Below are 24,048 nucleotides of genomic sequence, written 5' to 3'. Positions count from 1 at the left end.
ACGGGGCGCAGGGCAACCTCCGGGACTACTCCAGCACGGCGTCGACCAGGGCCTTCGCCTCCTGCTGAAGCTGGGCCAGGTGCTCCGGCCCCTGGAACGACTCGGCATAGATCTTGTAGACGTCCTCGGTGCCGGACGGCCGGGCCGCGAACCAGCCCGACTCGGTGGTCACCTTCAGCCCGCCGATGGACGCCCCGTTGCCCGGGGCGCTGGTCAGGGTGGCGGTGATCGGCTCACCGGCCAGCTCGGTGGCGGTGACCTGCTCCTGGGAGAGCCGGCCGAGCACCGCCTTCTGCTCCCGGCTGGCCGGGGCGTCGATCCGGGCGTACGCGGGTGCGCCGAAGCGTTCGGTCAGCGCGGCGTAGTGCTCGCTCGGGGTCCGGCCGGTGCTGGCGATGATCTCGGCGGCGAGCAGGCAGAGCAGGATGCCGTCCTTGTCGGTGGTCCAGGTGCTGCCGTCGCGGCGCAGGAACGACGCCCCGGCGCTCTCCTCGCCGCCGAAGCCGACAGTGCCGTCGAGCAGCCCGGGGACGAACCACTTGAAGCCGACCGGCACCTCCAGCAGCGGTCGGCCCAGGTCGGCGGCGATCCGGTCGATCATCGAGGAGGAGACCAGGGTCTTGCCGACGGCCGCCGACGGGCTCCACCGCGTCCGGGTGCGGAACAGGTGGCCGATCGCCACCGCCAGGTAGTGGTTGGGGTTGAGCAGGCCCCCGTCGGGGGTGACGATCCCGTGCCGGTCGGCGTCGGCGTCGTTGCCGGTGGAGACCTGGAACCGGTCCCGGGCGGCGATCAGCGACGCCATCGCGTTCGGCGACGAGCAGTCCATCCGGATCTTGCCGTCCCCGTCCAGGGTCATGAACCGCCAGGTCGGGTCCACCAACGGGTTGATCACGGTGAGGTCGAGCCGGTGCCGCTCGGCGATCTCACCCCAGTAGGCGACGCTGGCCCCGCCGAGCGGGTCGGCGCCGATCCGCACCCCGGCGTCGCGGATCGCGTCGATGTCGAGCACCGACGGCAGGTCGTCGACGTAGCCGGCGAGGAAGTCGTACGTGCCGGTGGTGTCGGCGGCGCGCGCCCGCGCGTACGGGATGCGTCTGACCTCCTTGAGCCCGGCGGCCAGGATCGCGTTCGCCCGGTCCTGGATCCACGTCGTGACGTCGGTGTCGGCGGGCCCGCCGTTGGTCGGGTTGTACTTGAAGCCGCCGTCGTCGGGCGGGTTGTGCGACGGGGTGATCACGATGCCGTCGGCGAGCCCGTCGGTGCGGCCCCGGTTGTGGGTGAGCACGGCGTGCGACAGCGCCGGGGTGGGGGTGTAGCCGTCGCGGCTGTCCCGCAGCACGGTCACCCCGTTGGCGGCGAGCACCTCCAACGCGCTGACCTCGGCGGGGGCGGAGAGCGCGTGGCTGTCCCGGGCGAGGAAGAGCGGACCGGTGAGACCCTGTTCCCGGCGGTAGTCGCAGAGCGCCTGGGTGACCGCGAGGATGTGATCCTCGTTGAAGGCGTTGCGCAGGCTGGACCCCCGGTGGCCGGAGGTGCCGAAGGAGACCTGCTGCGCCGGGTCGTCCGGGTCCGGGTGCTCGGCGTAGTAGGCGGTCACCAGCCGGGGCACGTCGACCAGGTCGGCGGGCTCGGCGGGCTGTCCGGCACGGGGGTGGGCCACTGCGGAAACCTCCTTGGGGTACGGGTCGGTGCGCTGTCTTCCCCGGCGTCGGCCGGGTCACACCCGGCTCAGGGCTCGACGCGCTGACCCTTGCCGATGACGACGATGCCGTTGTCGGAGACGGTGTAGCGCTGCCGGTCCTTCTCCAGGTCCACGCCGATCTCGGTGCCCTCGGGCACGAAGACGTTCTTGTCGAGGATGGCGTTGCGCACCACCGCGTGCCGGCCGATCTCGACGCCCTCCATCAGCACCGCGCCGTCGACGTGCGCCCAGGAGTGCACCTTGACCTTCGGCGAGACGACCGAGTTCTCCACCAGCGAACCGGAGACCACCGCGCCGGGCGAGATCATCGACCCGACCGCCCGGCCGATCCGCTCGCCCCACTGGTGGACGAACTTCGCCGGCGGGTAGGGCGGCTGGTCGGTGTAGATGGGCCAGTCGAAGTTGTAGAGGTTGAACACCGGGTGCACGTTGATCAGATCCATGTGCGCGTCGTAGAACGAGTCGAGCGTCCCCACGTCCCGCCAGTAGCCCCGGTCCCGGTCGGTGCTGCCGGGCACCTCGTTGTCCTGGAAGTCGTAGACGTTGGCCTCGCCCCGCTCGACCAGCATCGGGATGATGCTGCCGCCCATGTCGTGCTTGCTGGTCTTGTCGGCCGCATCGCGCTCCACGGCCTCGCAGAGCGCCTTGGAGGAGAAGACGTAGTTGCCCATCGAGGCGTAGATCTGGTCGGGGGCGTCGGGCAGGCCGACCGCGTCGGTGGGCTTCTCCCGGAAGGCCCGGATCCGCTTGCCGTCCTCGCCGACCTCGATCACGCCGAACTGGTCGGCCATCGACAGCGGTTGGCGGATGCCGGCGACGGTGACCGCCGCGCCGGAGGCGATGTGGTCGTCGACCATCTGCCGGGGGTCCATCCGGTAGATGTGGTCGGCACCGAAGACGATCACGTGGTCCGGCTGCTCGTCGTTGATCAGGTTGAAGCTCTGGTAGATCGCGTCGGCGGAGCCGGCGAACCACCACGGGCCCCGGCGCTGCTGGGCCGGCACCGGCGTGACGTAGTTGCCGAGCAGCGTCGACATCCGCCAGGTCTTGGTGATGTGCCGGTCCAGCGAGTGGGATTTGTACTGGGTCAGCACGACGATCTTGAGAAAGCCGGCGTTCGCCAGATTGGACAGGACGAAATCGACCATGCGGTACATCCCGCCGAACGGGACGGCCGGCTTGGCCCGGTCCGCGGTGAGCGGCATGAGGCGCTTGCCCTCTCCGCCGGCCAGGACGATCGCGAGCACCTTGGCAGCCATGACCAGACGCTATCCATACCGCTGCGACTTCACCACTCGTACGGGCGCAGTTCCGTGACCGGTGCGCGGCCGGATTCTGCACTAGGGTGCCGGGCATGACCGACTCCGCCCCGCTGCGCGTGGACCTGCTGACCCGCGAGTACCCGCCGGAGGTCTACGGCGGCGCCGGGGTGCACGTCGAGTACCTGGCCCGGGAGCTGCGCCGGCTCGCCGACGTCCGGGTGCACTGCTTCGGCGCGGAGCGTGCCGAGCCGGGCGTCACCGCGTACCCCGAGCCGGCCGGCCTGGACGGCGCGAACGCCGCGCTGCGCACCATGGGCGTCGACCTGGCGATGGCCGCCGGGTGCGCCGGCACCGACGTGGTGCACAGCCACACCTGGTACGCCAACCTGGCCGGGCACACCGCGAAGCTGCTGTACGGGGTGCCGCACGTGGTGACCGCGCACAGCCTGGAGCCGCTGCGCCCGTGGAAGGCCGAACAACTCGGCGGCGGCTACGCGCTCTCCTCCTGGTGCGAGCGGACGGCCATGGAGTCCGCCGACGCGATCGTCGCGGTCAGCGCGGGGATGCGGCGGGACGTGCTGACCGCCTACCCGGCGGTGAACCCGGACCGGGTCCGGGTGGTCTACAACGGCATCGACACCGCCCAGTACGCCCCGGACCACGGCACCGACGTGCTGGACCGGCTCGGCATCGACCCGTCCCGCCCCAGCGTGGTGTACGTGGGGCGGATCACCCGGCAGAAGGGCTTGCCCTACCTGCTGCGCGCCGCCCGCGAGCTGCCCGCCGACACCCAGTTGGTGCTGCTCGCCGGCGCCCCGGACACCCCGGAGATCGCCGCCGAAGTGGAGAGGCTGGTCACCGAGCTGCGGGCCAACCGGTCCGGGGTGGTCTGGGTGGCCGAGATGCTGCCCAAGCCCGAGGTGATCCAGGTGCTCACCCACGCCACCGTCTTCGTCTGCCCCTCGGTCTACGAGCCGATGGGCATCGTCAACCTGGAGGCGATGGCCTGCGAGACGGCGGTGGTGGCGACCGCCACCGGCGGCATCCCGGAGGTGGTCGCCGACGGTGAGACCGGGCTCCTGGTCCCGATCGAGCAGGCCGGCGACGGCAGCGGCAACCCGCTGGACCCGGACCGCTTCGTCGCCGACCTCGGCGCGACGATCAACGAGTTGCTGGCCGACCCGAAGCGCACCGAGGCGTTCGGTCTCGCCGGCCGGCAGCGGGCCGTCGACCACTTCTCCTGGGACGCCATCGCCGTCCAGACCCTGGAGCTGTACCGCTCGCTGCGCGCATAGGGAGAGGTCCGGTACAGTTTTCTGTACTTACCTCGGAGGTGGTCATGCGGACCGTGAACTTCACCCAGCTACGGCAGAACCTGGCCGCCGAGCTCGACAGCGTCATCAACGACGCGGAGGAAGTGGTGGTCACCCGGTCGGGTCACGAGCCGGTGGTGATCGTGCCGCTCGCGGAGTACGAGTCGATGAAGGAGACCGAGTACCTGCTGCGCAGTCCGAGCAACGCCGCGGCCCTGCGCCGATCGATCGCGGAGCTCGACGAGGGTGACGCGGCCGAGCGGAACCTGGTCGACCCGGCGACCGTACGGGACGTCGCGTGAGGCTGGTCTTCACCGCGACGGCGTGGAGCCAGTACCTCAGCCACACGGATCGCAAACTGGTCAAGCGCATCAACGACCTCATCGCGGACGTCATGCGCAACGAATACGAGGGCATCGGCAAGCCGGAGCCCCTGCGGGGTGAGCTGTCCGGCTTCTGGTCCCGCCGGATCGATCGCGAACACCGGTTGGTGTACCGCATCACCAAGGACGACGTCGAGATCATCGCCTGCCGGTACCACTACGGTGACCGCTAGCCGGGTCAGGTGACGCGGAGGGTGGCGGCGAGGCGGGCCAGGTCGGGCGGGGCGGCGGCGGAACGGGCCACCACGGCGACCAGGGGCCGTACCGCCGGGCGGTCGTGCACCTCGCTGCGCGCGGTGCGCTCCGCCTCCAGCACCGGACGGCCGGCGCGGAGCAGGTTGCCGCCGAGCACGTAGGCACGGGCGGCGTCGAGCAGGTACGCGGCCCGGTGCTCGGGGGCAGCCACCGCCACTCGTCGCCGGCCACCAGCCGCTCGTGGCGTACCGTCGCCGCCGTGACCTCGCCGAGGGCGGCCTCGGCGACCACCCGCGCGGCCTCGACCGCCGCGCCGCCGCCCTCGACCCCGGCTTCGCGGGCGGCCCGGCCGGCCCGGTCGAGCAGATCCCGGGCGGCCCGGCCGTCACCCCGCCCGGCGGCGGCCAGGCCGGCCTGGAGCAGCAGCGTCCCGAGCAGGGCCGGGTCGGCCGACGGGTCGTCACCGGTCGTCGACGAGGTCGCCCAGGGCGTGCCCGGCCGGGCCGGCGGCTCGACGTGGTAGCGGGCCAGCGCCGCCAGCACCGCGTCGACACCGGTGGTGGCGGATTCCGGTCGCGCCGACTCCCCCGCCGACCCGGCGAGCAGCACCTCCAGGTCGATGCGGAGCGTCTCGGCGACCATCCGGAGGTTGGACACCTGTTCCAGCCGGCGCACCCCGCGCTCGACCTTGTCGACCCAGCTCTTCGACTTGCCGAGATGGTCGGCGAACTGCTGTTGCGTCATGTTGCGCCGCACCCGCCACTGGGCGACCCGGCGACCCACCGGCAGCTCGTTCACCGCCGGCCCGTCCCGCTCACACCGTGTCGCGCCTGGTGAGATTCTGGACCGGCTGACGAGAGGTGGTCCCATGCCCCGCAAGCCCGTCTATGAACAGGTCGTTGACGACGTCATCGCGTCGGTCCGCAGCGGCACGCTCAAACCCGGCGACAGACTGCCGACGATCGCTCAACTCGCCCAGCCGTACAGCTCGTCCGACAACCCGATCAAACGAGCGCTCTGGATCCTGGATGAGCGGGGCTGGATCGAGGTGCACCAGGGCAAGGGGTCGTTCGCCGCGCCGAAGCCTCCCGCCTAGCGCGGAAACCGCTGCTGGACACCCAACAGCCCGGAATAGATAGCCCGCCCGCACAATGCGTAACCCCGACGGGGGTACCACTCTCCAGAAGGTCGTATGACTGTCAGGCACAAAAATGCCTGACAGTCATACGGGTCTCCGACGAAAGTACTGCCGGACGGAGGCAGGCTCCATGACCATCCCGATGGGCTACCGGAAGATCGCCGCCGACCTGCACGCCCGTATCCAGCAGGGCGAGTACCCGCCGGAGAGCCGGCTGCCCACCTACGCCGAGTTGGCCCGGCTCTACTCGGCAAGCGTCTCGACCGTGCAGCGAGCGGTGATGCTCCTACAGGCCCACGGGATCATCGTCGGCGTTCAGGGGGCCGGCCTGTACGTCGCCGCGACTCCCGCCACCTGAACATCCCCGCCCAGCACAGCGGATGCGGCCGGCTACCCGGCGGTGGGAGCCGGCACCCTGCGCCACTCACTCGCAGGTACGACGTGTGCCCGGCTGGCAGGGGGATGCCAGCCGGGCACACGTGTCTCCGGACAGGTGACGCGGGGAGGGGATCCGACGCGGGGCAGGGGCCTGAGAGGGGGCAGGGACCTACCGCACGGCTGGGCCGCGTGCAGCACCGCCGGAGAGCTACAGGCGGGACGGATGCCCGCCGCAGCGGGGAGGGCTACGAGCAGGGTCGGACCCAGGCGGTGCTGACCCAGCCGTTGGTGTCGCCGCTGTCGTTCCACAGCGAGACGTGGTAGCGCCCGTTGGCCTCCTGCGCGGCGAACATCCGGGTGTTGTAGCCGACCGAGTGCGGCCACTTCGTGGTCGACGAGGTGCTGTCCACGAACACGGACAGGCTGACGGCGGTGGAGCACTTGCTGTACTGGTAGTAGGCCGCCTGGGCGGCACCACCGGTGGCCACGGTCACGCCGAGGCTGGTCAGGGCGGCCACCGTCAGGAGGGCGAGCGCGCGCTTGCTGGTCGTTCTCACGGGGTACCTCCGGGTCGTCGGGTGTGGTGGGTGCGGGGCCGCGGCGGCGTCACCGCCGGTGCGGTGCGGCGGCCGGGCTCAGCAGGCGCGGACCCAGGCGGTGCTGACCCAGCCGTTGGTGTCGCCCGACGTGTCCCAGAGCGAGACGTGGTAGCGGCCGTTGGCTTCCTGCGCCGCGTACATGACGTTGTTCCAGCCGATCGAGTGCGGCCACCGCGTGGTCGACGAGGTGCTGTCGACGAAGAAGGAGAGCGAGACCGCGTCGGAGCACTTCCGGTACTGGTAGTAACCGGCCTGGGCGGCGGTGCCGGGCACCGCCGCCACGACGAGGCCGGCGATCGTGGCGCCCGCTACGAGGGCCGCCGCGCGGGATTTGAGCCGATTCATCATACCTCCAGATCATGATCCGTCGATTGACCCGGCCGACCATACACACATGGTGATCAACCCGCAACGCCACGTGTCCGGAGCTGGGGAAACGGCCGCAGGCGACGGCCGGACAGAGAAGGAGACGCTTGATTGAGCGCGAGAGGATCTCGCACAGTAGGTTGAGCGGGTGAGCGGACGGTTCCCGATCGAAGACGTCTCCCCCGTCGTCGCCTGCGGTCGCTACCCGGCCAAGGCCGTGGTCGACGAGGTGGTACCGGTGTCGGCACGCGCCTACCGGGAAGGGCACGACGCGCTCGGCTGCAACGTGGTCTGGCACGGCCCGGACGGCGCGGCCCGCCCGTTCACCCGGATGCGGCCGGGCGAACCGGGGCAGGACCGCTGGCACGCCACCATCCGACCGGACGCCGTCGGCGAGTGGACCTTCACCGTCGAGGCGTTCCAGGACCCGTACCTGACCTGGCAGAACGCGGTGACCAAGAAGGTCGCCGCCGGGCAGGGGGCGGCCGAACTGGCCAACGACCTGGCCGAGGGCGTCCGGGTGCTGACCGCCGCCCTGCCACTCGTGCCGGCCGCCGAGGCCGGACGGCTCACGGCGGCGGTGGCGGCGCTGGGCGACCAGCAGGCCGACCTGGCCCACCGGGTCACCCCGGCCCTCGACCTGGCCGACCTGCTCTGGGCCCACCCGGTGCGGGAGTTGGTCACCACCGGCACGCCGCACCGGCTCTGGGTGGACCGCCCCCGGGCGCTCTTCTCCGCCTGGTACGAGTTCTTCCCCCGCTCCGAGGGCGCGGTCCCGGCCACCGTCGACGCGCCGGCCCGCTCGGGCACCTTCGTCACGGCGCTGGACCGGCTGCCCGGGGTCGCGGCGATGGGCTTCGACGTGCTCTACCTGCCGCCGATCCACCCGATCGGCCGGGTCAACCGCAAGGGCCGCAACAACGCGCTGACCGCCGGCCCGGACGACGTCGGCTCGCCGTGGGCGATCGGCGCGGCCGAGGGCGGCCACGACGCCATCCACCCCGACCTGGGTACGCCGGCCGACTTCCGCGCCTTCGTCGCCGCCGCCGCCGAACAGGGCCTGGAAGTGGCGCTGGACCTGGCGTTGCAGTGCGCCCCCGACCACCCGTGGGTCACCGAGCACCCGGAGTGGTTCACCACCCGCGCCGACGGCAGCATCGCGTACGCGGAGAACCCGCCCAAGAAATACCAGGACATCTACCCGGTCAACTTCGACAACGACCCCGACGGCATCCGGGCCGAGGTGCTGCGGGTGGTGCGGCACTGGATCGGCGAGGGCATCCGGATCTTCCGGGTGGACAACCCGCACACCAAGCCGTTCGACTTCTGGCACCGGCTGATCGCCGAGGTGAAACGTACCGACCCGGACGTGCTCTTCCTGGCCGAGGCGTTCACCCGGCCGGCGATCATGCACGGGCTCGGCAAGATCGGCTTCACCCAGTCGTACACCTACTTCACCTGGCGCACGACGGCCGCCGAGATGCGGGAGTACTGCGAGGAACTGGTCGCCTCGGTCGACTGGATGCGGCCCAACTTCTGGCCCAACACCCCGGACATCCTGCACGAGTCCCTGCAACACGGGGGACCGCCGATGTTCAAGATCCGGGCGGTGCTGGCCGCGCTGCTCAGCCCCTCCTGGGGCATGTACGCCGGCTTCGAACTGTTCGAGCACGTCGCCCGCCCCGGCGCGGAGGAATACCTCGACAACGAGAAGTACGAGTTGCGCCCCCGGGACTGGGCCGGCGCGCAGGCACACGGCCGCTCGCTGGCCCCGTTCGTCGCCACCCTCAACCGGGTACGGCGCGAGCACCCGGCCCTGCACCGGCTGCGCAACCTGGTCTTCCACGACATCGACAACCCGGCGCTGCTCTGCTGGTCCAAGCGCGACCCGGACACCGGCGACACGGTCATCGTGATCTGCTCGTTCGACTCGCACACCGTGCAGTGGGGCAACACCACCCTGGACATGCCGGCGCTCGGCTTCGACTGGCACGAACGGTTCACCGTGCACGACGAGCTGACCGGGGCCAGCTACGAGTGGGGCCAGCGCAACGCGGTCCGGCTCGACCCGTACCTGCAACCCGCGCACGTGCTGACGGTCCGCCGCCCGCCGACACCACCCACCACGATGCCGGCCGGGGCGGAGCCGGCGGAGCTGACCGTGGCGGACGTGCCCGGCGACCTCTCCGGCGGCACCGCGCCGACCGCGCCCGCCCCGCAGGTCGCCCGGTCGCCCGGCCCCACCGCGACCCGCACCGCCGGCACCGGCCGCAAAATCAAGAACGGCCGGGCCAGGACCGGCCGGACCCCGCACGGCAGCACCCCGACCGACCCCGCCTCGAAGGACGCCAGATGGACCAGCTGATCGCCGGCGCGACGCACGACCCGCACGCTCTGCTCGGCGCACACCCCGCCGACGGGTGGACCACGATCCGCACCATGCGGCGGGGTGCCGGTGACGTGGCGCTGCTGGTCGGCGACGACCGGCACCCGATGAAGCGGGTGCACGACGTCGGCGTCTTCGAGGCCCGCGTCCAGGGCAGCGTGCTCGACTACCGGGTCGAGGTCGACGGCGGGGTCACCGACGACCCGTACCGTCACCCGCCGACCCTGGGCGAGCTGGACCTGCACCTGATCGGCGAGGGCCGGCACGAACGGCTCTGGGAGGCGCTCGGCGCGCGGGTGCGCGACGGCGGCGTCGCCTTCTCGGTGTGGGCCCCGAACGCCCGTGGGGTGCGGGTGATCGGCGACTTCACCGGCTGGGGCGCCGACGACGGCTGGCCGATGCGCTGCCTCGGCTCCAGCGGCGTCTGGGAGATCTTCGTGCCCGGCGCGCAGGAAGGTGCCCGGTACAAGTACCGCGTCCTCGGCGCCGACGGGCAGTGGCGGGACAAGGCCGACCCGATGGCCGCCTACGCCGAGGTGCCGCCGGCCACCGCCTCGGTGGTGCACCGGTCCCGCTACGAGTGGTCCGACGCACTCTGGCTGGAGCGCCGGGCCCGCCGGCAGCCGCACCGGGAACCGATGAGCGTGTACGAGGTACACCTCGGCTCGTGGCGGCCCGGCCTCAGCTACCGGGAGCTGGCCGAACAACTCACCGCGTACGTCACCGAGATGGGCTTCACGCACGTGGAGTTCCTGCCGGTGATGGAGCACCCGTTCGGCGGTTCCTGGGGCTACCAGGTCACCGGTTACTTCGCGCCGACCTCCCGGTTCGGCGACCCGGACGACTTCCGGCACCTGGTGGACCGGCTGCACGCCGCCGGCATCGGGGTCCTGCTGGACTGGGTGCCCGCGCACTTCCCCAAGGACGAGTGGGCGCTGGCCCGCTTCGACGGCACCCCGCTCTACGAGCACCCCGACCCGCGCCGCGGCGAGCACCCCGACTGGGGCACGTACGTCTTCGACTTCGGTCGCCGCGAGGTGCGCAACTTCCTGGTCGCCAACGCGCTCTACTGGTGCGACGAGTTCCACGTCGACGGCCTGCGGGTGGACGCGGTCGCCTCGATGCTCTACCTGGACTACTCCCGCCCCGAGGGGCAGTGGCTGCCCAACCAGCACGGCGGCCGGGAGAACCTGGAGGCGATCGCCTTCATGCAGGAGGTCAACGCCACCGTCTACAAGCACCACGCCGGGGTGGTGCTGATCGCCGAGGAGTCCACCGCCTGGCCCGGGGTGACCCGACCCACCAGCGACGGCGGGCTCGGCTTCGGCTTCAAGTGGAACATGGGCTGGATGCACGACACCCTGCTCTACACCGCGAAGGACCCGATCTACCGGCAGCACCACCACCATCAGCTCACCTTCTCCCTGGCGTACGCCTGGAGCGAGAACTACGTGCTGCCGATCAGCCACGACGAGGTGGTGCACGGCAAGGGATCGCTGGTCGCCAAGATGCCCGGCGACACCTGGCAGCGGCTGGCCAACGTACGGGCGCTGCTGGCGTACATGTGGGCGCACCCGGGCAAGCAACTGCTCTTCATGGGCTGCGAGCTGGGCGACGACCGGGAGTGGAGCGAGGAACGCGGCCTGGACTGGTACGTGCTGCACGATCCGGCCCGGGCCGGGGTGCAGCGGCTGGTCGCCGACCTCAACGCCGCCTACCGGGACACCCCGGCGCTGTGGGCGCAGGACACCGACCCGGCCGGGTTCCGCTGGATCGCCGGGGACGACGTCGCCAACAACGCGGTCTCCTTCGTCCGGATCGCCCCGGACGGCGCGACCCTGGTCTGCGTGGCGAACTTCTCCGCGAGCCCGCTGGAGGACTACCGGGTCGGCCTGCCGGCCGGCGGCACCTGGACCGAGGTGATCAACACCGACGCCCAGCACTACGGCGGCTCCGGCGTGGGCAACCTCGGCGCGGTGCACGCCCAGGACGTCCCCTGGCACGGCCTGCCCGCCTCGGTGGCGCTGCGGGTCCCCCCGCTCGGCGTGCTCTGGCTGCGCCGCGACTGACCCACCCGCCCGGGACGCCGGTCGGGCCGGGGATCAGACCAGGCCGGCGTCGCGGAGCAGCTTCCACAGGCCGGCGCCGTCGGGGGCGGAGAGCCACTTCTGCCCCACCGGCCCCGCCGACGACGGCCGGTCGTTCGGCACGGGCAGGCTGCCGGCGAGCACCGACTGGGTCGGGGAGAGCCGGCGGATCGCCACCCCGGCGACGTTCTCCGGGTGGGCGACGGCGAACTCCCGGTAGATCTCCTGGTCGTGCTGCCCGTCGTCGCCGATCAGCAGCCAGCGCACGTCGGGGAACTCGGTGGCCAGCCGGGCCAGGGTGGCCCGTTTGTGTTCCCGGCCGCTGCGGAACCAGCGGTCGGCCGTCGGCCCCCAGTCGGTGAGCAGCAGCGGGCCGGCCGGATAGAGGTGCCGGGACAGGAACCGGGTCAGCGTCGGCGCGACGTTCCACGCGCCGGTGGACAGGTAGAACACCGGGCTGCCCGGGTGGGCGGTGACCAGGCGTTCATAGAGCACCGCCATGCCCGGCACCGCCGTGCGGGCGTGCTCGTCGAGGACGAAGGTGTTCCACGCGGCCAGCATGGGTCGGGGCAGCGCGGTGACCATGACCGTGTCGTCGATGTCGGAGAGGATGCCGAGGCGCACCTCCGGGTCGATCACCCGCACCAGCGCCTCGACCGGTTCGGCGTCGGCGACCCGCAGCCGCACCGACGCCCAGCCGGGGGTGAAGTCGGCCTTGACCACCGTGTCGACGAAGCCGCTGCGGTCGGCACGGGCGGTGTGCACGCCGTCGCCGGCCTCGATGGTGACCTCGACGTGCTTGGCGGGCAGGGTGGTGAAGCTGCGCCAGCCGCGTACCTTCTCCAGCCGGCCCTGCCGCCGGTCGGGGCGGCTGAGCAGCACCCGGCACAGCACCCGGGCCCAACCAGGGGCGCCGTAGCCGGCGTACGCGACGATGTTGGGCTGCCAGCCGGTGCGGCGCAGCCGGCGCTCCACCAGCTGGTGCAGGGCGTCCTCGATCCGCGCGGCCCGGTGCAGGGTGGGTACGGCCAGCTGGCTCGCGGTGGTGGAGGGCACGCTGCAACCCTGCCACAGGAGTCCGGCAGCGGCCAGGCGAGCGACCAGGAGCACAGCGGGTCGAGCGCCCCCGGTGAGCAGCGGCGCACGCGGCAGACGGCCGACGCCCCGGACCGGGCGGAAAACGAGCCGAGCCGGGCCGGGCGGGAGACGAGCCGGGCAGGCGCGCTGGGCGGGGCGGGCGCGGGCCGGCGTCGGGTCAGCCGCTCCGATCCGGCCCGGGAGTCCCGGACGGCGTGACACACTCCGGTCGGGACGACGACGGGGGCGTTGGTCGTGTCGACACGTGTACCGCCCGACCGCGCGCGGCTGGACCGTCCCGCGCTGGTCGCGCTGCTGCTCGGGCTGGCCGGGGTGGGCTACCGGCTGGTCCTGACCCTGCTGACGGTGCCCGCCGCGAACAGCGACGAGGCGACCTTCGGGCTGGCCGCGATGCACATCGCCGCCGGCCGGGAGCACCCCGTCTTCCTGTACGGGCAGCACTACATGGGCATGGTCGAGTCCTACCTGGCGGCCCCGCTGGTGGCGCTGGCCGGACCGGGTTGGCCGGTGCTGCGGTTGCCGCTGGTCGCGTTGTACGCGCTCTTCCTCTGGTTGTCGTACCGGCTGAGCCGGCGGCTCTACCGGCCGTGGTTCGCCACCTTCACCGTCGGGCTGCTGGCGCTCGGCACCGAACGGGTGGTCCGCGACCAGCTCACCGTGGTCGGCGGGCGACCCGAGGGAAAACCGATGGTGCTGGCGATCCTGTTGATCGCGGTGGGGCTGGCGGAGCGGCGGGGCCGGTGGCGGCGGCCCGGGTGGCGGCGGGCGGCGGCGGGGCTCGCCGGGTGGTGCGCCGGGGCGGCGCTCTGGTCCGACTGGCTGCTCGCCCCCTACCTGGCGGTCGCCTGCCTGCTGCTGCTCTATGCCGCCCGCCGGGAGCTGCGGGGCTGGCCGGGGCTGCTGCTGGTGGCGGGATTCGCGGTCGGGGTGGCCCCGCTGGTCTGGGACAACCTGGTCGCACCGCCGGGCGCGGACTCGTGGTCGGTGCTGCGCCAGCTCAGCGCCGGCACCGGGCCGACGCCGCCGCTGGTCGACCGGGTGCGCGGGGGCCTGCTGACGGGGGTACCGCTGGCCACCGGCCTCTGCCCGGTCACCGGTTGCGCCCGTCGGCAGGAGTGGTTCGGGGTGCTCTACCCGGTGCTGCTGGTCGCCGCCGCCGGGCTCGCCCTGGTCGGCTACCGCCGGACCGCGGGCCGGCCGGCCGCCGCGCGGATCCGGCCCGTCGCCCAGCTCACCCTGCTCGCCGGTGCCGCCCTGACCCTGCTGTCGTACGTCCGCAGCCCACCCGCCGCGACCGACCCGCTGGCCAACGCCCGCTACCTGGCGGTGCTGCAGATCTCCCTGCCGGCGGTGCTCTGGCCGCTCTGGCTGGCGGCGGTGGCCTGCTGGCGGGGCACCGTCGGGATGGTCGGCCGGCTGGTCGGGGCGGGCGCCACGGCGGTGCTGGCCGGGTTGACCGCCACCGCCCTGGTGGCGACCGGGCTGTTCCTGACGGCGCTGGACGCGCCCCGGGCCGACCAGCGGCGGGCCCGGGAGCTGGCCGACGCGGTACGTCGTACCGGGCTGCGGGAGGTCTACGGCGACTACTGGACCTGCAACCGGTTGACCTTCGACACCGGTGAGCGGGTGGTCTGCGCGGTGCTCGACGGGCAACTCACCCCGGGGCAGAACCGGTACCGGCCGTACTGGCGGCAGGTGGAGCGGGCGGAGCGGCCCGGGTACGTGCTGCCGGTCGACTCCCCGGCGGAACGCCGGCTGCGGGGGCTGCTCGGTGACCGGGCCGACCCCGCCCGGCTGGTCGAGGTCGCCGGCTACCGGGTGTACCACCCGGCGAGCGCCGTCCGGCCGTGGCGCTGACCTCGGCCCGTACGCTTTCCGGGTGCTCATCCTGCTGCCGCCCTCCGAGGGCAAGGCCGACGCCGGCACCGGTCGTCGGCTCGACCTGTCCCGGCTCTCCCTGCCCGAGCTGACCCCGGCCCGCGAGGAGGTGCTGACCGCCCTGATGGCGCTCGGTGCCGCCGGCCGGTCGGACGGGCCCGGTGCCGCAGACGCCGCCCTGGCCGCCCTCGGGTTGACCGCCGGTCAGCGGGGCGAGCTGGCCCGTAACGCCCGGCTGGACCGGGCCGCCACCGCACCGGCCGGGCAGGTCTACACCGGGGTGCTCTACGAGGCGCTCGGTCTGGCCACCCTGCCGCCCGGGGCGCTGCGGGCGGCCCGCCGCTCGGTGCTGGTCAGCTCGGGGCTGTGGGGCGCGGTACGCCTCACCGACCGGATCCCGCCGTACCGGTGCCCGATCGGGGCGCGGTTGCCGGGGGTGGGGGCGCTGTCGGCGTACTGGCGGCGGGTGTTGTCACCGGTGCTGACGGCGGCGGCCGGCAGCGGCCCGGTGCTGGACCTGCGGTCCGCCGCGTACGCGGCGACCTGGCTGCCGCCGACGGAACTGGCCGGACGGACGGTCACCGTGCGGGTGCTGCACGAACGTCGGCCGGGGGAACGCACGGTGGTGAGCCACTTCAACAAGGCGACCAAGGGTCGGCTGGTCCGCGACCTGCTGGTCGCGGGGGCCCGGCCGCGCACCGCCACCGCCCTGATCGGCGCGTTGCGTGACCTGAAGTATCCGATCGAGGAGCAGCCGGTGACGGCGGGCCGCCCCCGTCAGGTCGACGTCGTGGTGACCGAACTCTAGGAACGCAAGATTTCCTCAAATCCGCTGCCGATGGCTGGAGGCGGGCGGACCGGCAGGCGACCGTAGGGGAATCCGACGTCGAGAAGGAGCGTTCCGATGACCTCCGAAGCCCGCCTGCTCGACCGGCCACATCTCCCGTCGTCCCCGCCGCCGCTGGACTGGCTGACGCTGGCCGACGCGTTCGAGGTGGCCTGCCTGGTGCGGTGCACGCCGGCGCCGACCGTCGCCACGCACCGCCCGGCACCGGCACCGCACCGGGCAGTGGTGGAGTTCAACCGGGAGGATGCCGCGCTGCGGATGCGGCAACTGCTCATCCGGCTCGACGTACCGGTCGAGCACGAGGTCGCCACCGGTGGCCTGCGCCGCCGCTACCAGCTGCACCGGTTGCACGTGCCGACGGCGCAGGCCCTCAGGTATGCGGCGTTGCGCGAGGCGGGTTGGCGGCAGGGGCGACGGGAACTGCTCGGGCCGGCCGTCGGTTCCTCCACCCCCCGGGCCGCCTGGCGGACCCGGCTCGCCTCGGCGGCCTGGCGCTCGGCGTTACTGGCCGGCGGCCGGCACGTCCGCCGGCACATCCTCGGCATCCGGCTGGCCGATCGGGAACTGGCCGCCGTGCTGGTCCGGTCGGCCGCCCAACTGGAGGTGCCGGCGCTGCTGCGCCCGGGTACCGGTTGCCTGGTGGTGAGCGTCGCCGACGGCCCGGACCGACTGCGGATCATGGAACGGGCCGCGTTGGCCCCCGCCCGGTTGCCCACCCTCGCCTGAGCGCGGCGGACGTCGACCGGCGTCCGCACTGACCCGGCGGTCAGGCCCCGCACCGGTCCCCTGAGCTTGCGCCGAGGGCGGTGACGGCGCAGAGTGCACCGCGTGAGCCGTAGCCGGACCGGGCGCGGCCGGCGGTCCGCCTCCGCCGGCGGGACGCTGCTGATGCTGCTGATCGTCGTGCTCGGCGGGCTCGGCGGCTGCCAGGACGCCCCCGACGAGCCGGTCCGGATCCGGATCGCCACCGGCAGCCCGACCGCCGTCTACCACGCCTTCGGCCAGTCGCTGGCCGCCGTCCTCAACCGCGAGCTGCCCGGCGTACGGGCCAGCGTAGTGGTGACCGCCGCCTCCGCCGAGAACGTCCGGCTGGTCGGCTCCGGCGCCGCCGAACTGGGCTTCACCCAGGCCGACGTGCTCGACACCAACCCCACCACCCCACCGAAGGTGCTCGCGGTGGCGCGCGTCTATGACGACCTGCTGCACCTGGTCACCCCCGCCGGTGGCCCGATCCGCGATCTCACCGACCTGCGCGGGCGGCGGGTCTCGGTGGGTGCCCCCGGCTCCGGCACCGAGATCACCACGACCCGGCTGCTGGAGGTGGCCCGGCTCGGCGGTGACCGGGTCCGGCAGGAACATCTCGGTCTGGACGACTCGGTGGCGGCGCTGCGGGCCGGCCGCATCGATGCCTTCTTCTTCTCCGGCGGCCTGCCGGTCCGCGGGGTGAAGGGGCTGGCCGACGCCACCTCGATCCGGCTGGTGAACCTGGGCGAGTGGACCGAGCCACTGCGCCGCACCTACCGCGAGGTGTACGTCTCCCGGGACATCCCCCGCTCGGTGTACGGGGTGGACCCGGTCACCACGGTCGCCAACCCCAACTATCTGATCGTCCGGACGGACCTGCCGGAGCCCCTGGTCCGCGAGGTGACCCGGTTGTTGATGGAGCGTCGGGCGGAACTCGCCGCCGCACATCCGGCGGCCGGTCGGCTGAGCCCCCGCTCGGCGATCGCCACCACCCCGCTGCCGCTGCACCCGGGCGCGGCCGACTGGTACCGGTCCGCCAAGCCCTGACCCGTCAGCCCGCCCCGGTGCCTCCGGACCCCACCGACCCCTCCGACGCGGACCCCACCGCCCCGTCCGACGCCGCCGGGCCGTCGACGGACTTCCCCGGCCCGGCGGCCACAGGCCCGGCGACCACAGGAGCAGCCGGGCCGGCGGGCGGGGCGTCGACGGTCGGCGGAGGATCGGCGTAGGGCGGGGCGTCGGCGGTCGGCGCGCCGGTGGCGGTCGGCGGGGGGTCGGCGGTCGGCGACGGGGCGGCAGCGGGTGGGGCGGGGAACCACAACTCGGCGACCAGGCCGCGCGGTTCCCCCGGATGCATGGTGAGCCGGCCGTCGGAGGCGTCCACCAACACCGCCACGATGGTCAGGCCGAGGCCGGCACCCTCGATGTTCTGCGCGTCCGGGGCCCGCCAGAACCGCTCGGTGGCCTGGTCGAGCTGGTCCGAGGTCATCCCCGGGCCGGTGTCGCGCACCTCCAGCGCGGTGCCCCCGTCGACGTGCCGGACCGCCACCGTCACCTCCCCGCCGTCCCCGCTGAACTTGATCGCGTTGTCGATCAGCGCGTCCAACGCCTGGTCGACGGCGGTCGGCACGGTCCGCGCGTAGGCCGGGCCGGATGCCGCCAGGCGCAGGACGACCGACCGGTGCCGGGCCAGCGGCTCCCACGCGGCGACCCGGGAGGCGGCCACCGCCGCCGCGTCCACGGTGACCCGTTCGTTCTGCTCGCGCTCGGCGCGGGCCAGGGTGAGCAGCCCGTCGAGGACCAGCGCCAACCGGTCGGTCTCCTCCAGGGCCAGCCGGTGCTCGGCCCGGCCGTCCTGGTCGGTCACGCTCGGCCCCAGCTCCTCCACCCGCAGCCGCAACGCGGTCAGCGGGTTGCGCAGCTGGTGACTGGCGTGCGCGACGAAGGCCCGCTGCCGGTCCATCACGTCGGAGACCACCGCCGCCATGTGGTTGAAGCTCGCCGCCAGGCGGCGCAGCTCGGGCGGGCCCCACCGGTCCTGCACCCGGGCCCCCCGGTCCCCCTCGGCGATCTCGTGGGTCACCGCGTCCAGCTCGGTCACCGGGCGCAACACCCAACCGGCCAGCCCGAACGCGGTGGAGACGCAGGCCAGCACGGCGAGCAACCCGATCCCGGCGAGCAGCAGCCACCAGGCGGTGACCGTGCGGCGGACCTTGGCCACCGGCGTGGTGGTGACCACCGCGCCGAGCACCTCACCGCCGTCGTTGATCGGCACCGCCACCACCAGCGGGCCGTCCACCCACGGCCACACCGAGTCCGGCCCGTTGAACTGCTGCCCGGCCAGCGCGCTGTCCAGCGCCATCCGGGTGTCCCGGCCCGCGCGCCAACTGGTCGACATCACCAGCGCCCGACCGTCCCGGTCGACGACTGCGGCGCCGATGCCGTACAGCTGGTCGTAGCTGACCAGTTCGCCGGTCAGCGGCCCGGCGACCCCGCCGCGCAACGCCGGCCCGGCCAGCGAGGCGAACCGGGTCGCGTCGGCGAGCCGGTCGGCGCGGACCCGGTCGGTCTCCCGGGACGCCAGGGTCGCCGCGAGCGGCGTCTCCAACGCCAGGAGCACCAGCACCATCAGCAGCAGGTAGCTGATCACCAGTCGACGCCGCACCGGCTGCCCCTCACTCGCCCCGGAGCCGGTAGCCGACCCCGCGTACGGTCTCCACCAGGCGGGGGTCGCCGAGCTTGCCGCGCAGCGAACCGACGTGCACCTCGACGGTGTGCCGGTCCGCCCAGGTGGTGCCCCAGACGTCGAGCAGGATCCGGTCCCGGGGCACCGCCGTCCCGGGCTGGCGGGCCAGCGAGAGCAGGATGTCGAACTCCTTGCGGGTCAGCGCCACCGACCGGCCGTCGACGGCCACGGTACGGGCCGACACGTCGATGCGGACCGGACCGACCTCGATCAGGTCCCGCGCCGGCACCGCGTGGGCCGCCCGGCGCAGCACCGCCTCGATCCGGGCCTGCAACTCCACCATGGAGAACGGCTTCACCACATAGTCGTCGGCGCCGAGCCGCAACCCGAGCACCCGGTCGCGCTCCTCCCCCCGGGCGGTCACCGCGATGATGCCGAGCTGGCTGCTGCGCCGCCGCAGCTCCCGGCACACCTCGGTGCCGTCCCCGTCGGGCAGGGTGAGGTCGAGCAGCACCAGGTCACAGGGGGCGGCGGAGAGCGCGGCGGCAACGGTGGCCGCGTGCTCGACCTCGTAGCCGCGTCGGGTCAGCGCCGACGCGAGGGCGGCGGCCACCCGTCGGTCGTCCTCGACCAGCAGGATGCGCACCGGCGACCCCCATTCGTCGTACGGATGACGAGCAAATGGTGGCAGAAGCACCGGCTCGCCGGAAACGCCGGGGAACCCGGGTCGGACGGTGGACGCCGGGCCCGCCGATCCGGCCGGGCGAACGACGCGGAGCCCGAGACGAGTGCTCGTCCCCGGGCCCCGCACCCCGGCCGGTCAGCGGCAGAGCCGGCCGATCTCCTCCTGGAACCGGTCCATCGGGTTGGCCTCGGCCGGGCCGAGCAGATAGGTCTTCAGCTCCCGGCGGGCGTCGGTCATCGGGTCGTCGCCGGCCCGGGTCAGCGCGAGGATCTTCGGCAGCTCGCCGCAGTCCCGCGAGAGCAGGTACGCCCCCCGGGAGGTGGGGAACTCGCGCCGGAACTCGTCCTCCGGCAGCCCGCTCGGGTTGGCCACCACGTACGGCCGTTGGCTCTGCACGAAGTCGGAGACCACGCTGGAGATGTCACTGACCAGCAGGTCGGTCTGGTTGAAGCAGTCGAACAGCGCGGGAACCCGGCCGGTGACCACCCGGTGACCGGGGCCGTCCAGCGAGCCGGCGTCCGGGTCGCCCCCGGCGGCGCGGATCAGCGACACCAGGCGGTCGTGCACCGCCTTGGCCTCCTTGGACCGGGAGCCGGTCAGCGGGTGCGGCTTGTAGACCAGCCGGACCTGCGGCGAGGCCAGCACACCCCGGACGATCCGCTCCCCCATCAGCACCAGCGAGGTGTGGTAGGGGTCGTCGTCGAGCCAGCCCTCCCAGGTGGGGGCGTAGAGGACGGTGAACGGGCGGTCGGGTGCCGTCGCGCCGAACGTGTGCACCCCGGCGAGCTGGGGCCGCCCGATCTCCACGATGTCGTCGTCCCGGACGCCCACCGCGGCCCGCGCGTACCGCTCCCGGCCGGCCAGGCCGGCCACCCACACCTCGTCGTACACCTTGCTGTACGGGTTGACGCTGGCCTGCTTGTCGCTGTCGCCGTGGCCGACGAAGACGTGCTTCATGCCGGGCTCGCGCAGCATGTGGATGTTGGCGCCGACGTTCGCCACGTAGAGGGCGGCCCGGACCGTGCCCAGTTCGAGATTCATGAAGTCCGGCCCGGTCGGCACGCAGATCACCGGCAGCCGGGTGTCGGCCAGCTCGAAGAACGCCTCCTTGCTGCGCATCAGCACGACCGCCCGCTGGTCCAGCGCCTCGGTCGGGGCCAGCCACATGTTGGCCTGGTAGACGTCCTTGGCCGGGCCGGCGAAGTAGAGCACGACCTCGGGCCGGTAGCCGTCGAGCCAGCGTTGCAGCACCGGCAGCACCGGGCTCTTGCCGGTGCCCCGGCCGCGCAGCCAGGTCACCGCGACCACCGCGCCGATCAGCGCGGCGAGACCGGCGGCCACCGCGGCGACCGCCAGGACGGGGGCGGCGTCGGCGCGCACCGCCGCGACCACGGCGGCCGGGATCAGCAGCACGTTGAGCACCGCGAGCGGGACGCCGGCGAGGTTGGCGATCCAGTCCGGCGGGCGGGGCGCCGAGCGGACCGGGCCCAGCTCGATGTTGCGGACCAGCGCGGAGATGGGGTTCCGCCGGTCGATCATGGTGTTCAGGGCGCCCGCGAAGACGGCGATCACCCAGACCGCCGCCGGGAGCACCAGCAGCCAGGTCAGCTCGACCCCGGTGAGCGGGACCGTGGCGGCGACCAGGAGCACGGTCGCCAGGTCCCGGCTCAGCTGCCGGTAGCCCCCGTGGAGGCCGACCTTGTCCAGCAGCGTCTCCGAGGACGGCGACCAGCGGGTGAGGGCGAACTCACCGACCACCGCGACCAGCCCGGCCACGGCGAACAGGACCACCCATCCGAAGACGCCCGCGACGAGCATGACCAGGTAGGACAGCACCAGCAGCGCGCCTCGGGCGGCGGTGCCGGTGCGTTCCATCAACGTGCCGAACAAAGGAGGACGCTCCCTACGAGATCGATGACGGGCGGGGCCCGGCGGTCGACGGCCTCGTCGTCCGACGGGCGTGACCGCAGCGCCGCGACCGACCGTGCCGGCCTGCGGGTGACTGCGACTTTAACGCGAGAGGACGTCCCGGTGTCGCTCGGGTATCCAGGTCCATATCGGTCAGACGCGACGATACCTCTCGGGCGACACCGGACGTCCGCCGCTCAGCCCGCCCGGCCGTAGCAGGTCGTCGCCCCTGGTCCCGATCGGGTGGCGAACTCCTCGAAGCCCAGCTCAACGGCCATGCCGCGGGCGTACCGGTTGCCGTTGTAGACACAGATGGTGCCCACGCCGAGCCGCTCGACGGCGGCGTCGACCTGTTCCTGGCCGGGCTTTTCGCGCCCGTCGGCGAGGTGGGCCAGCAACAGCCGGTCCTTGGCGAAGTCGGAGTTCAGGTCGTACTCCACCAGGTAGAAGTCGCGGGGCAGGACGACCCGGACCCGGCTGGTGACGATCAGTGAGGTGCGCATGATCGTCGAGGGGGCGAGGACCAGGCCGTCCGGCCGGTCCTGGCCGGCGATCCAGAAGGCGATCTCCTGCCGCTGCTGGGGCAGTTTCCAGGTGGGGCGGTTGTGCGTCTCCACCCAACTGTCCGGCGACCACATCGGGGTGGCCCAGATGGCGAACGAGGCGACCATCGCGGCGGCGACCAGACCGCCGACCGCGCCCCGCAGCAGCCGCGACGGCGACGGGACGGACACCGTGCAGAGCAGGCCGATCAGGGTCGGCAGGGCGAGCAGCCACGGCACCCGCCAGAGCACCACGGAGATGCCGGTCAGCGCGCCGAGCGTCTCCAGCACGCCGGGCACCAGCAGCACGCTCATCACCAGGGCGGCTCCGGCGGCCAGCAGCGCCGGGGTGCGCCGGCGGGCCAGCAGCGGGCCGCACCACAGCGCCAGGCCGCTGATCACCCCGACGATCCCGACCAGCAGCGTCCGCCGGTAGGTGTACTCGGCGTCGAAGAAGGCGTCGTCCGCACCGGCCGCGTTCATGCCGCCCAGCACGAGCCGGGACACCACGATCGCCCCCACCGGGTACGCCACGGCGGCGAGTCCGCCGATCACCGCGTCCTTCCACCGGCCGACCAGCAGCATCGCCAACCCGGCCGCGCCGACCAGCATCGGCAGGATGATCGCCGAGGTGGTGGTGAGGCCGGCCGCGGTGACCGAGAGCGCGAAGACGAGCAGCAGCGAACGGCGCGACCGGGTGTCGAACCACTCGGTGAGGTAGAGCCACATCAGTGGGATGACCGCCGAGACGAACATCCCCTTGCCTTCGTAGAGGCGGGGCAGGTGGAAGGTGCCGAGCGCGGCGTCCGAGCCGGCCACCAGGTAGAGGTAGGCGACCGCGACGCTGAACGCGAGCACCGGCCGGCGCGGGGCCCACCGGTGGGTGAGCCGCCACAGCGCCAGGACGGCCAGCACCGCCATCACCGGCAGCGCGAGGTACCAGGTGGCGGACGCGCCGTGGATGCCGAGCACGTGCGCGAGCGCCCCGTCGAACACCTCGATCGACGGGGTCGGGGGCAGCGAGCCCATCGCCGGAGCGACGTTCTCGGTGAACAGGAAGTCGTTGGTGGGCACCAGGTCACGCTCGGCCACCCAGACCGTCTTACCGACGTAGTAGACGTCGTCCGGGGTGTTGCGGGCCAGATAGAGCGAGGAGATGGCCACACCGGTCGAGATCAGCAGCGCGTACCCGGCCTGGAGGGCGGTGGGGACGGGCGGTGCGGGTGGGGCCGCGTCGTCGGCCCGCCACGCCCGGCGGGTGAGCAGCATGACGCCGACGCCCGCCACGGCACCGGCGGCGGCCGGGACCCACCAGGAGAGCACGTCGCCGGCCGGGGTGCCGGCGAGGCCGGCGGTGACGGCGGCGACCACTGCGGCGACGGTCACGGGCAGCAGCCAGCGACGCGGCTGGCCGGTCGCGCCCGCCGGGACCGCGGCGGCGGTGCCGGCGGCGGTGGGCGCGGCGTCCGGGGCCGGCCCGGCGAGCCGGGCCCGACGCACGGCGCGCGCCGCGACCGCGCCGGCGACCAGGACGCAGCCGACGAGCCAGATCAGGAACGTCACGGAGGGACGCAGCCCGAACAGGAACGACGCGTGGTAGAGCACCGTCCACAGCGCGAAGCCCAGCACCCCCGCGTCGGTGATCACGGCGGGGGCGGCGGCGAGGCCGACCGCAGCCGGTGCGCGGGCTGCGGTCGGCCCGCCGCCGGGCCGGCGGGGGGTGGTGCGACAGGCGGGGGCGCGACGGCAACGGGGTCGGCGTTCGGCACAGGTCGTCCTTGTCGTCGTACGGGCCAGGTGCGCGAGAGTCGTGCGGCGGGCGGGCGGCGGTACGCGACGGCCGCCCGG

General features: G+C 73.2%; 19 protein-coding genes and 2 pseudogenes. 11 read left to right on the top strand and 10 right to left on the bottom strand.

From position 1 onward, the window contains the following. Window positions 1–25 precede the first annotated feature (25 nt). Both pgm and glgC read right to left on the bottom strand, forming a co-directional pair. Window positions 26–1,663, bottom strand: coding sequence for a phosphoglucomutase (alpha-D-glucose-1,6-bisphosphate-dependent) (gene pgm, locus ACQP1S_RS10030; RefSeq protein WP_432905521.1), 1,638 nt, complete (start codon window positions 1,661–1,663; stop codon window positions 26–28). 68 nt (window positions 1,664–1,731) lie between these two features. Then, on the bottom strand, window positions 1,732–2,964 hold the full coding sequence (glgC, locus tag ACQP1S_RS10025) for a glucose-1-phosphate adenylyltransferase (protein WP_432905518.1): 1,233 nt from the start codon (window positions 2,962–2,964) through the stop codon (window positions 1,732–1,734). A 95-nt stretch (window positions 2,965–3,059) separates the two neighbouring features. On the opposite strand from glgC, the gene glgA reads away from it, so the two are divergent. Genes glgA through ACQP1S_RS10010 form a run of 3 tightly spaced genes read left to right on the top strand, consistent with a single transcriptional unit; the run spans window position 3,060 to window position 4,836 of the window. Then, on the top strand, window positions 3,060–4,262 hold the full coding sequence (gene glgA, locus ACQP1S_RS10020) for a glycogen synthase (protein ID WP_432905515.1): 1,203 nt from the start codon (window positions 3,060–3,062) through the stop codon (window positions 4,260–4,262). A gap of 44 nt (window positions 4,263–4,306) precedes the next feature. After that, on the top strand, window positions 4,307–4,582 hold the full coding sequence (locus ACQP1S_RS10015; RefSeq protein WP_176738995.1) for a type II toxin-antitoxin system Phd/YefM family antitoxin: 276 nt from the start codon (window positions 4,307–4,309) through the stop codon (window positions 4,580–4,582). Next, window positions 4,579–4,836 carry a Txe/YoeB family addiction module toxin gene (locus ACQP1S_RS10010; RefSeq protein WP_091246726.1) on the top strand — a complete coding sequence of 86 codons (258 nt, stop codon included), beginning with the start codon at window positions 4,579–4,581 and terminating at the stop codon, window positions 4,834–4,836. Before ACQP1S_RS10015 ends, ACQP1S_RS10010 begins: the two co-directional genes overlap by 4 nt. A 621-nt stretch (window positions 4,837–5,457) precedes the next feature. Here ACQP1S_RS10010 and ACQP1S_RS10005 read toward each other — a convergent pair. Further along, a pseudogene (locus ACQP1S_RS10005) lies at window positions 5,458–5,656 on the bottom strand (helix-turn-helix domain-containing protein); the annotation flags it as partial. A gap of 70 nt (window positions 5,657–5,726) precedes the next feature. Here ACQP1S_RS10005 and ACQP1S_RS10000 point away from each other — a divergent pair. Continuing rightward, window positions 5,727–5,954, top strand: a complete 228-nt coding sequence (locus ACQP1S_RS10000) for a winged helix-turn-helix domain-containing protein (protein ID WP_432905511.1) — start codon at window positions 5,727–5,729, stop codon at window positions 5,952–5,954. 172 nt (window positions 5,955–6,126) lie between these two features. Continuing rightward, the gene (locus tag ACQP1S_RS09995) at window positions 6,127–6,354 is read left to right on the top strand and encodes a GntR family transcriptional regulator (protein WP_091246731.1); all 228 of its coding nucleotides are present in this window, start codon (window positions 6,127–6,129) and stop codon (window positions 6,352–6,354) included. Between the two features lie 265 nt (window positions 6,355–6,619). On the opposite strand, the gene ACQP1S_RS09990 is transcribed toward ACQP1S_RS09995, so the two are convergent. Both ACQP1S_RS09990 and ACQP1S_RS09985 read right to left on the bottom strand, forming a co-directional pair. After that, window positions 6,620–6,931 carry a hypothetical protein gene (locus tag ACQP1S_RS09990; protein ID WP_432905508.1) on the bottom strand — a complete coding sequence of 104 codons (312 nt, stop codon included), beginning with the start codon at window positions 6,929–6,931 and terminating at the stop codon, window positions 6,620–6,622. Window positions 6,932–7,009: 78 nt separating this feature from the next. Continuing rightward, a complete protein-coding gene (locus ACQP1S_RS09985; RefSeq protein WP_432905505.1) occupies window positions 7,010–7,321 on the bottom strand; it encodes a hypothetical protein in 312 nt (103 codons plus the stop codon). 166 nt (window positions 7,322–7,487) lie between these two features. Here ACQP1S_RS09985 and ACQP1S_RS09980 point away from each other — a divergent pair, with 166 nt between their 5' ends. Together ACQP1S_RS09980 and glgB are read left to right on the top strand one after the other, a co-directional pair. Continuing rightward, entirely contained in the window at window positions 7,488–9,704 is a 2,217-nt protein-coding gene (locus ACQP1S_RS09980) for a maltotransferase domain-containing protein (RefSeq protein WP_432905502.1), read from the top strand. Beyond that, on the top strand, window positions 9,692–11,794 hold the full coding sequence (gene glgB / locus ACQP1S_RS09975) for a 1,4-alpha-glucan branching protein GlgB (RefSeq protein ID WP_432905499.1): 2,103 nt from the start codon (window positions 9,692–9,694) through the stop codon (window positions 11,792–11,794). Before ACQP1S_RS09980 ends, glgB begins: the two co-directional genes overlap by 13 nt. A gap of 33 nt (window positions 11,795–11,827) precedes the next feature. Here glgB and ACQP1S_RS09970 read toward each other — a convergent pair whose 3' ends face one another. Then, on the bottom strand, window positions 11,828–12,904 hold the full coding sequence (locus ACQP1S_RS09970; RefSeq protein WP_432907937.1) for an App1 family protein: 1,077 nt from the start codon (window positions 12,902–12,904) through the stop codon (window positions 11,828–11,830). Window positions 12,905–13,138: 234 nt separating this feature from the next. Here ACQP1S_RS09970 and ACQP1S_RS09965 point away from each other — a divergent pair, with 234 nt between their 5' ends. The 4 genes from ACQP1S_RS09965 to ACQP1S_RS09950 all read left to right on the top strand — a co-directional run bounded on the left by ACQP1S_RS09965 (window position 13,139) and on the right by ACQP1S_RS09950 (window position 17,426). Next, on the top strand, window positions 13,139–14,767 hold the full coding sequence (locus tag ACQP1S_RS09965) for a hypothetical protein (RefSeq protein WP_432905496.1): 1,629 nt from the start codon (window positions 13,139–13,141) through the stop codon (window positions 14,765–14,767). A gap of 22 nt (window positions 14,768–14,789) precedes the next feature. Further along, window positions 14,790–15,596: a peroxide stress protein YaaA gene (gene yaaA, locus ACQP1S_RS09960; RefSeq protein ID WP_432905494.1), complete on the top strand. Its 807-nt coding sequence runs from the start codon at window positions 14,790–14,792 to the stop codon at window positions 15,594–15,596. Window positions 15,597–15,692: 96 nt separating this feature from the next. Then, on the top strand, window positions 15,693–16,361 hold the full coding sequence (locus ACQP1S_RS09955) for a hypothetical protein (RefSeq protein ID WP_432905492.1): 669 nt from the start codon (window positions 15,693–15,695) through the stop codon (window positions 16,359–16,361). 102 nt (window positions 16,362–16,463) lie between these two features. Then, window positions 16,464–17,426: a TAXI family TRAP transporter solute-binding subunit gene (locus tag ACQP1S_RS09950; protein WP_432905490.1), complete on the top strand. Its 963-nt coding sequence runs from the start codon at window positions 16,464–16,466 to the stop codon at window positions 17,424–17,426. Between the two features lie 226 nt (window positions 17,427–17,652). On the opposite strand, the pseudogene ACQP1S_RS09945 reads toward ACQP1S_RS09950, so the two are convergent. From ACQP1S_RS09945 to ACQP1S_RS09930, 4 genes and pseudogenes are all read right to left on the bottom strand, one after another. Continuing rightward, window positions 17,653–19,044, bottom strand: a pseudogene (locus ACQP1S_RS09945) (ATP-binding protein); the annotation flags it as partial. Window positions 19,045–19,054: 10 nt separating this feature from the next. Then, window positions 19,055–19,711, bottom strand: coding sequence for a response regulator transcription factor (locus ACQP1S_RS09940; protein ID WP_357777930.1), 657 nt, complete (start codon window positions 19,709–19,711; stop codon window positions 19,055–19,057). Window positions 19,712–19,885: 174 nt separating this feature from the next. Next, entirely contained in the window at window positions 19,886–21,640 is a 1,755-nt protein-coding gene (locus tag ACQP1S_RS09935; RefSeq protein WP_432905487.1) for a CDP-glycerol glycerophosphotransferase family protein, read from the bottom strand. Between the two features lie 215 nt (window positions 21,641–21,855). Beyond that, on the bottom strand, window positions 21,856–23,847 hold the full coding sequence (locus ACQP1S_RS09930) for a DUF6077 domain-containing protein (RefSeq protein WP_432905484.1): 1,992 nt from the start codon (window positions 23,845–23,847) through the stop codon (window positions 21,856–21,858). Window positions 23,848–24,048 lie beyond the last annotated feature (201 nt).

It is taken from the genome of Micromonospora matsumotoense, from assembly GCF_050951065.1.
GTDB lineage: Bacteria > Actinomycetota > Actinomycetes > Mycobacteriales > Micromonosporaceae > Micromonospora > Micromonospora matsumotoensis.
This window is presented reverse-complemented; position numbering and strand designations above follow the sequence as displayed.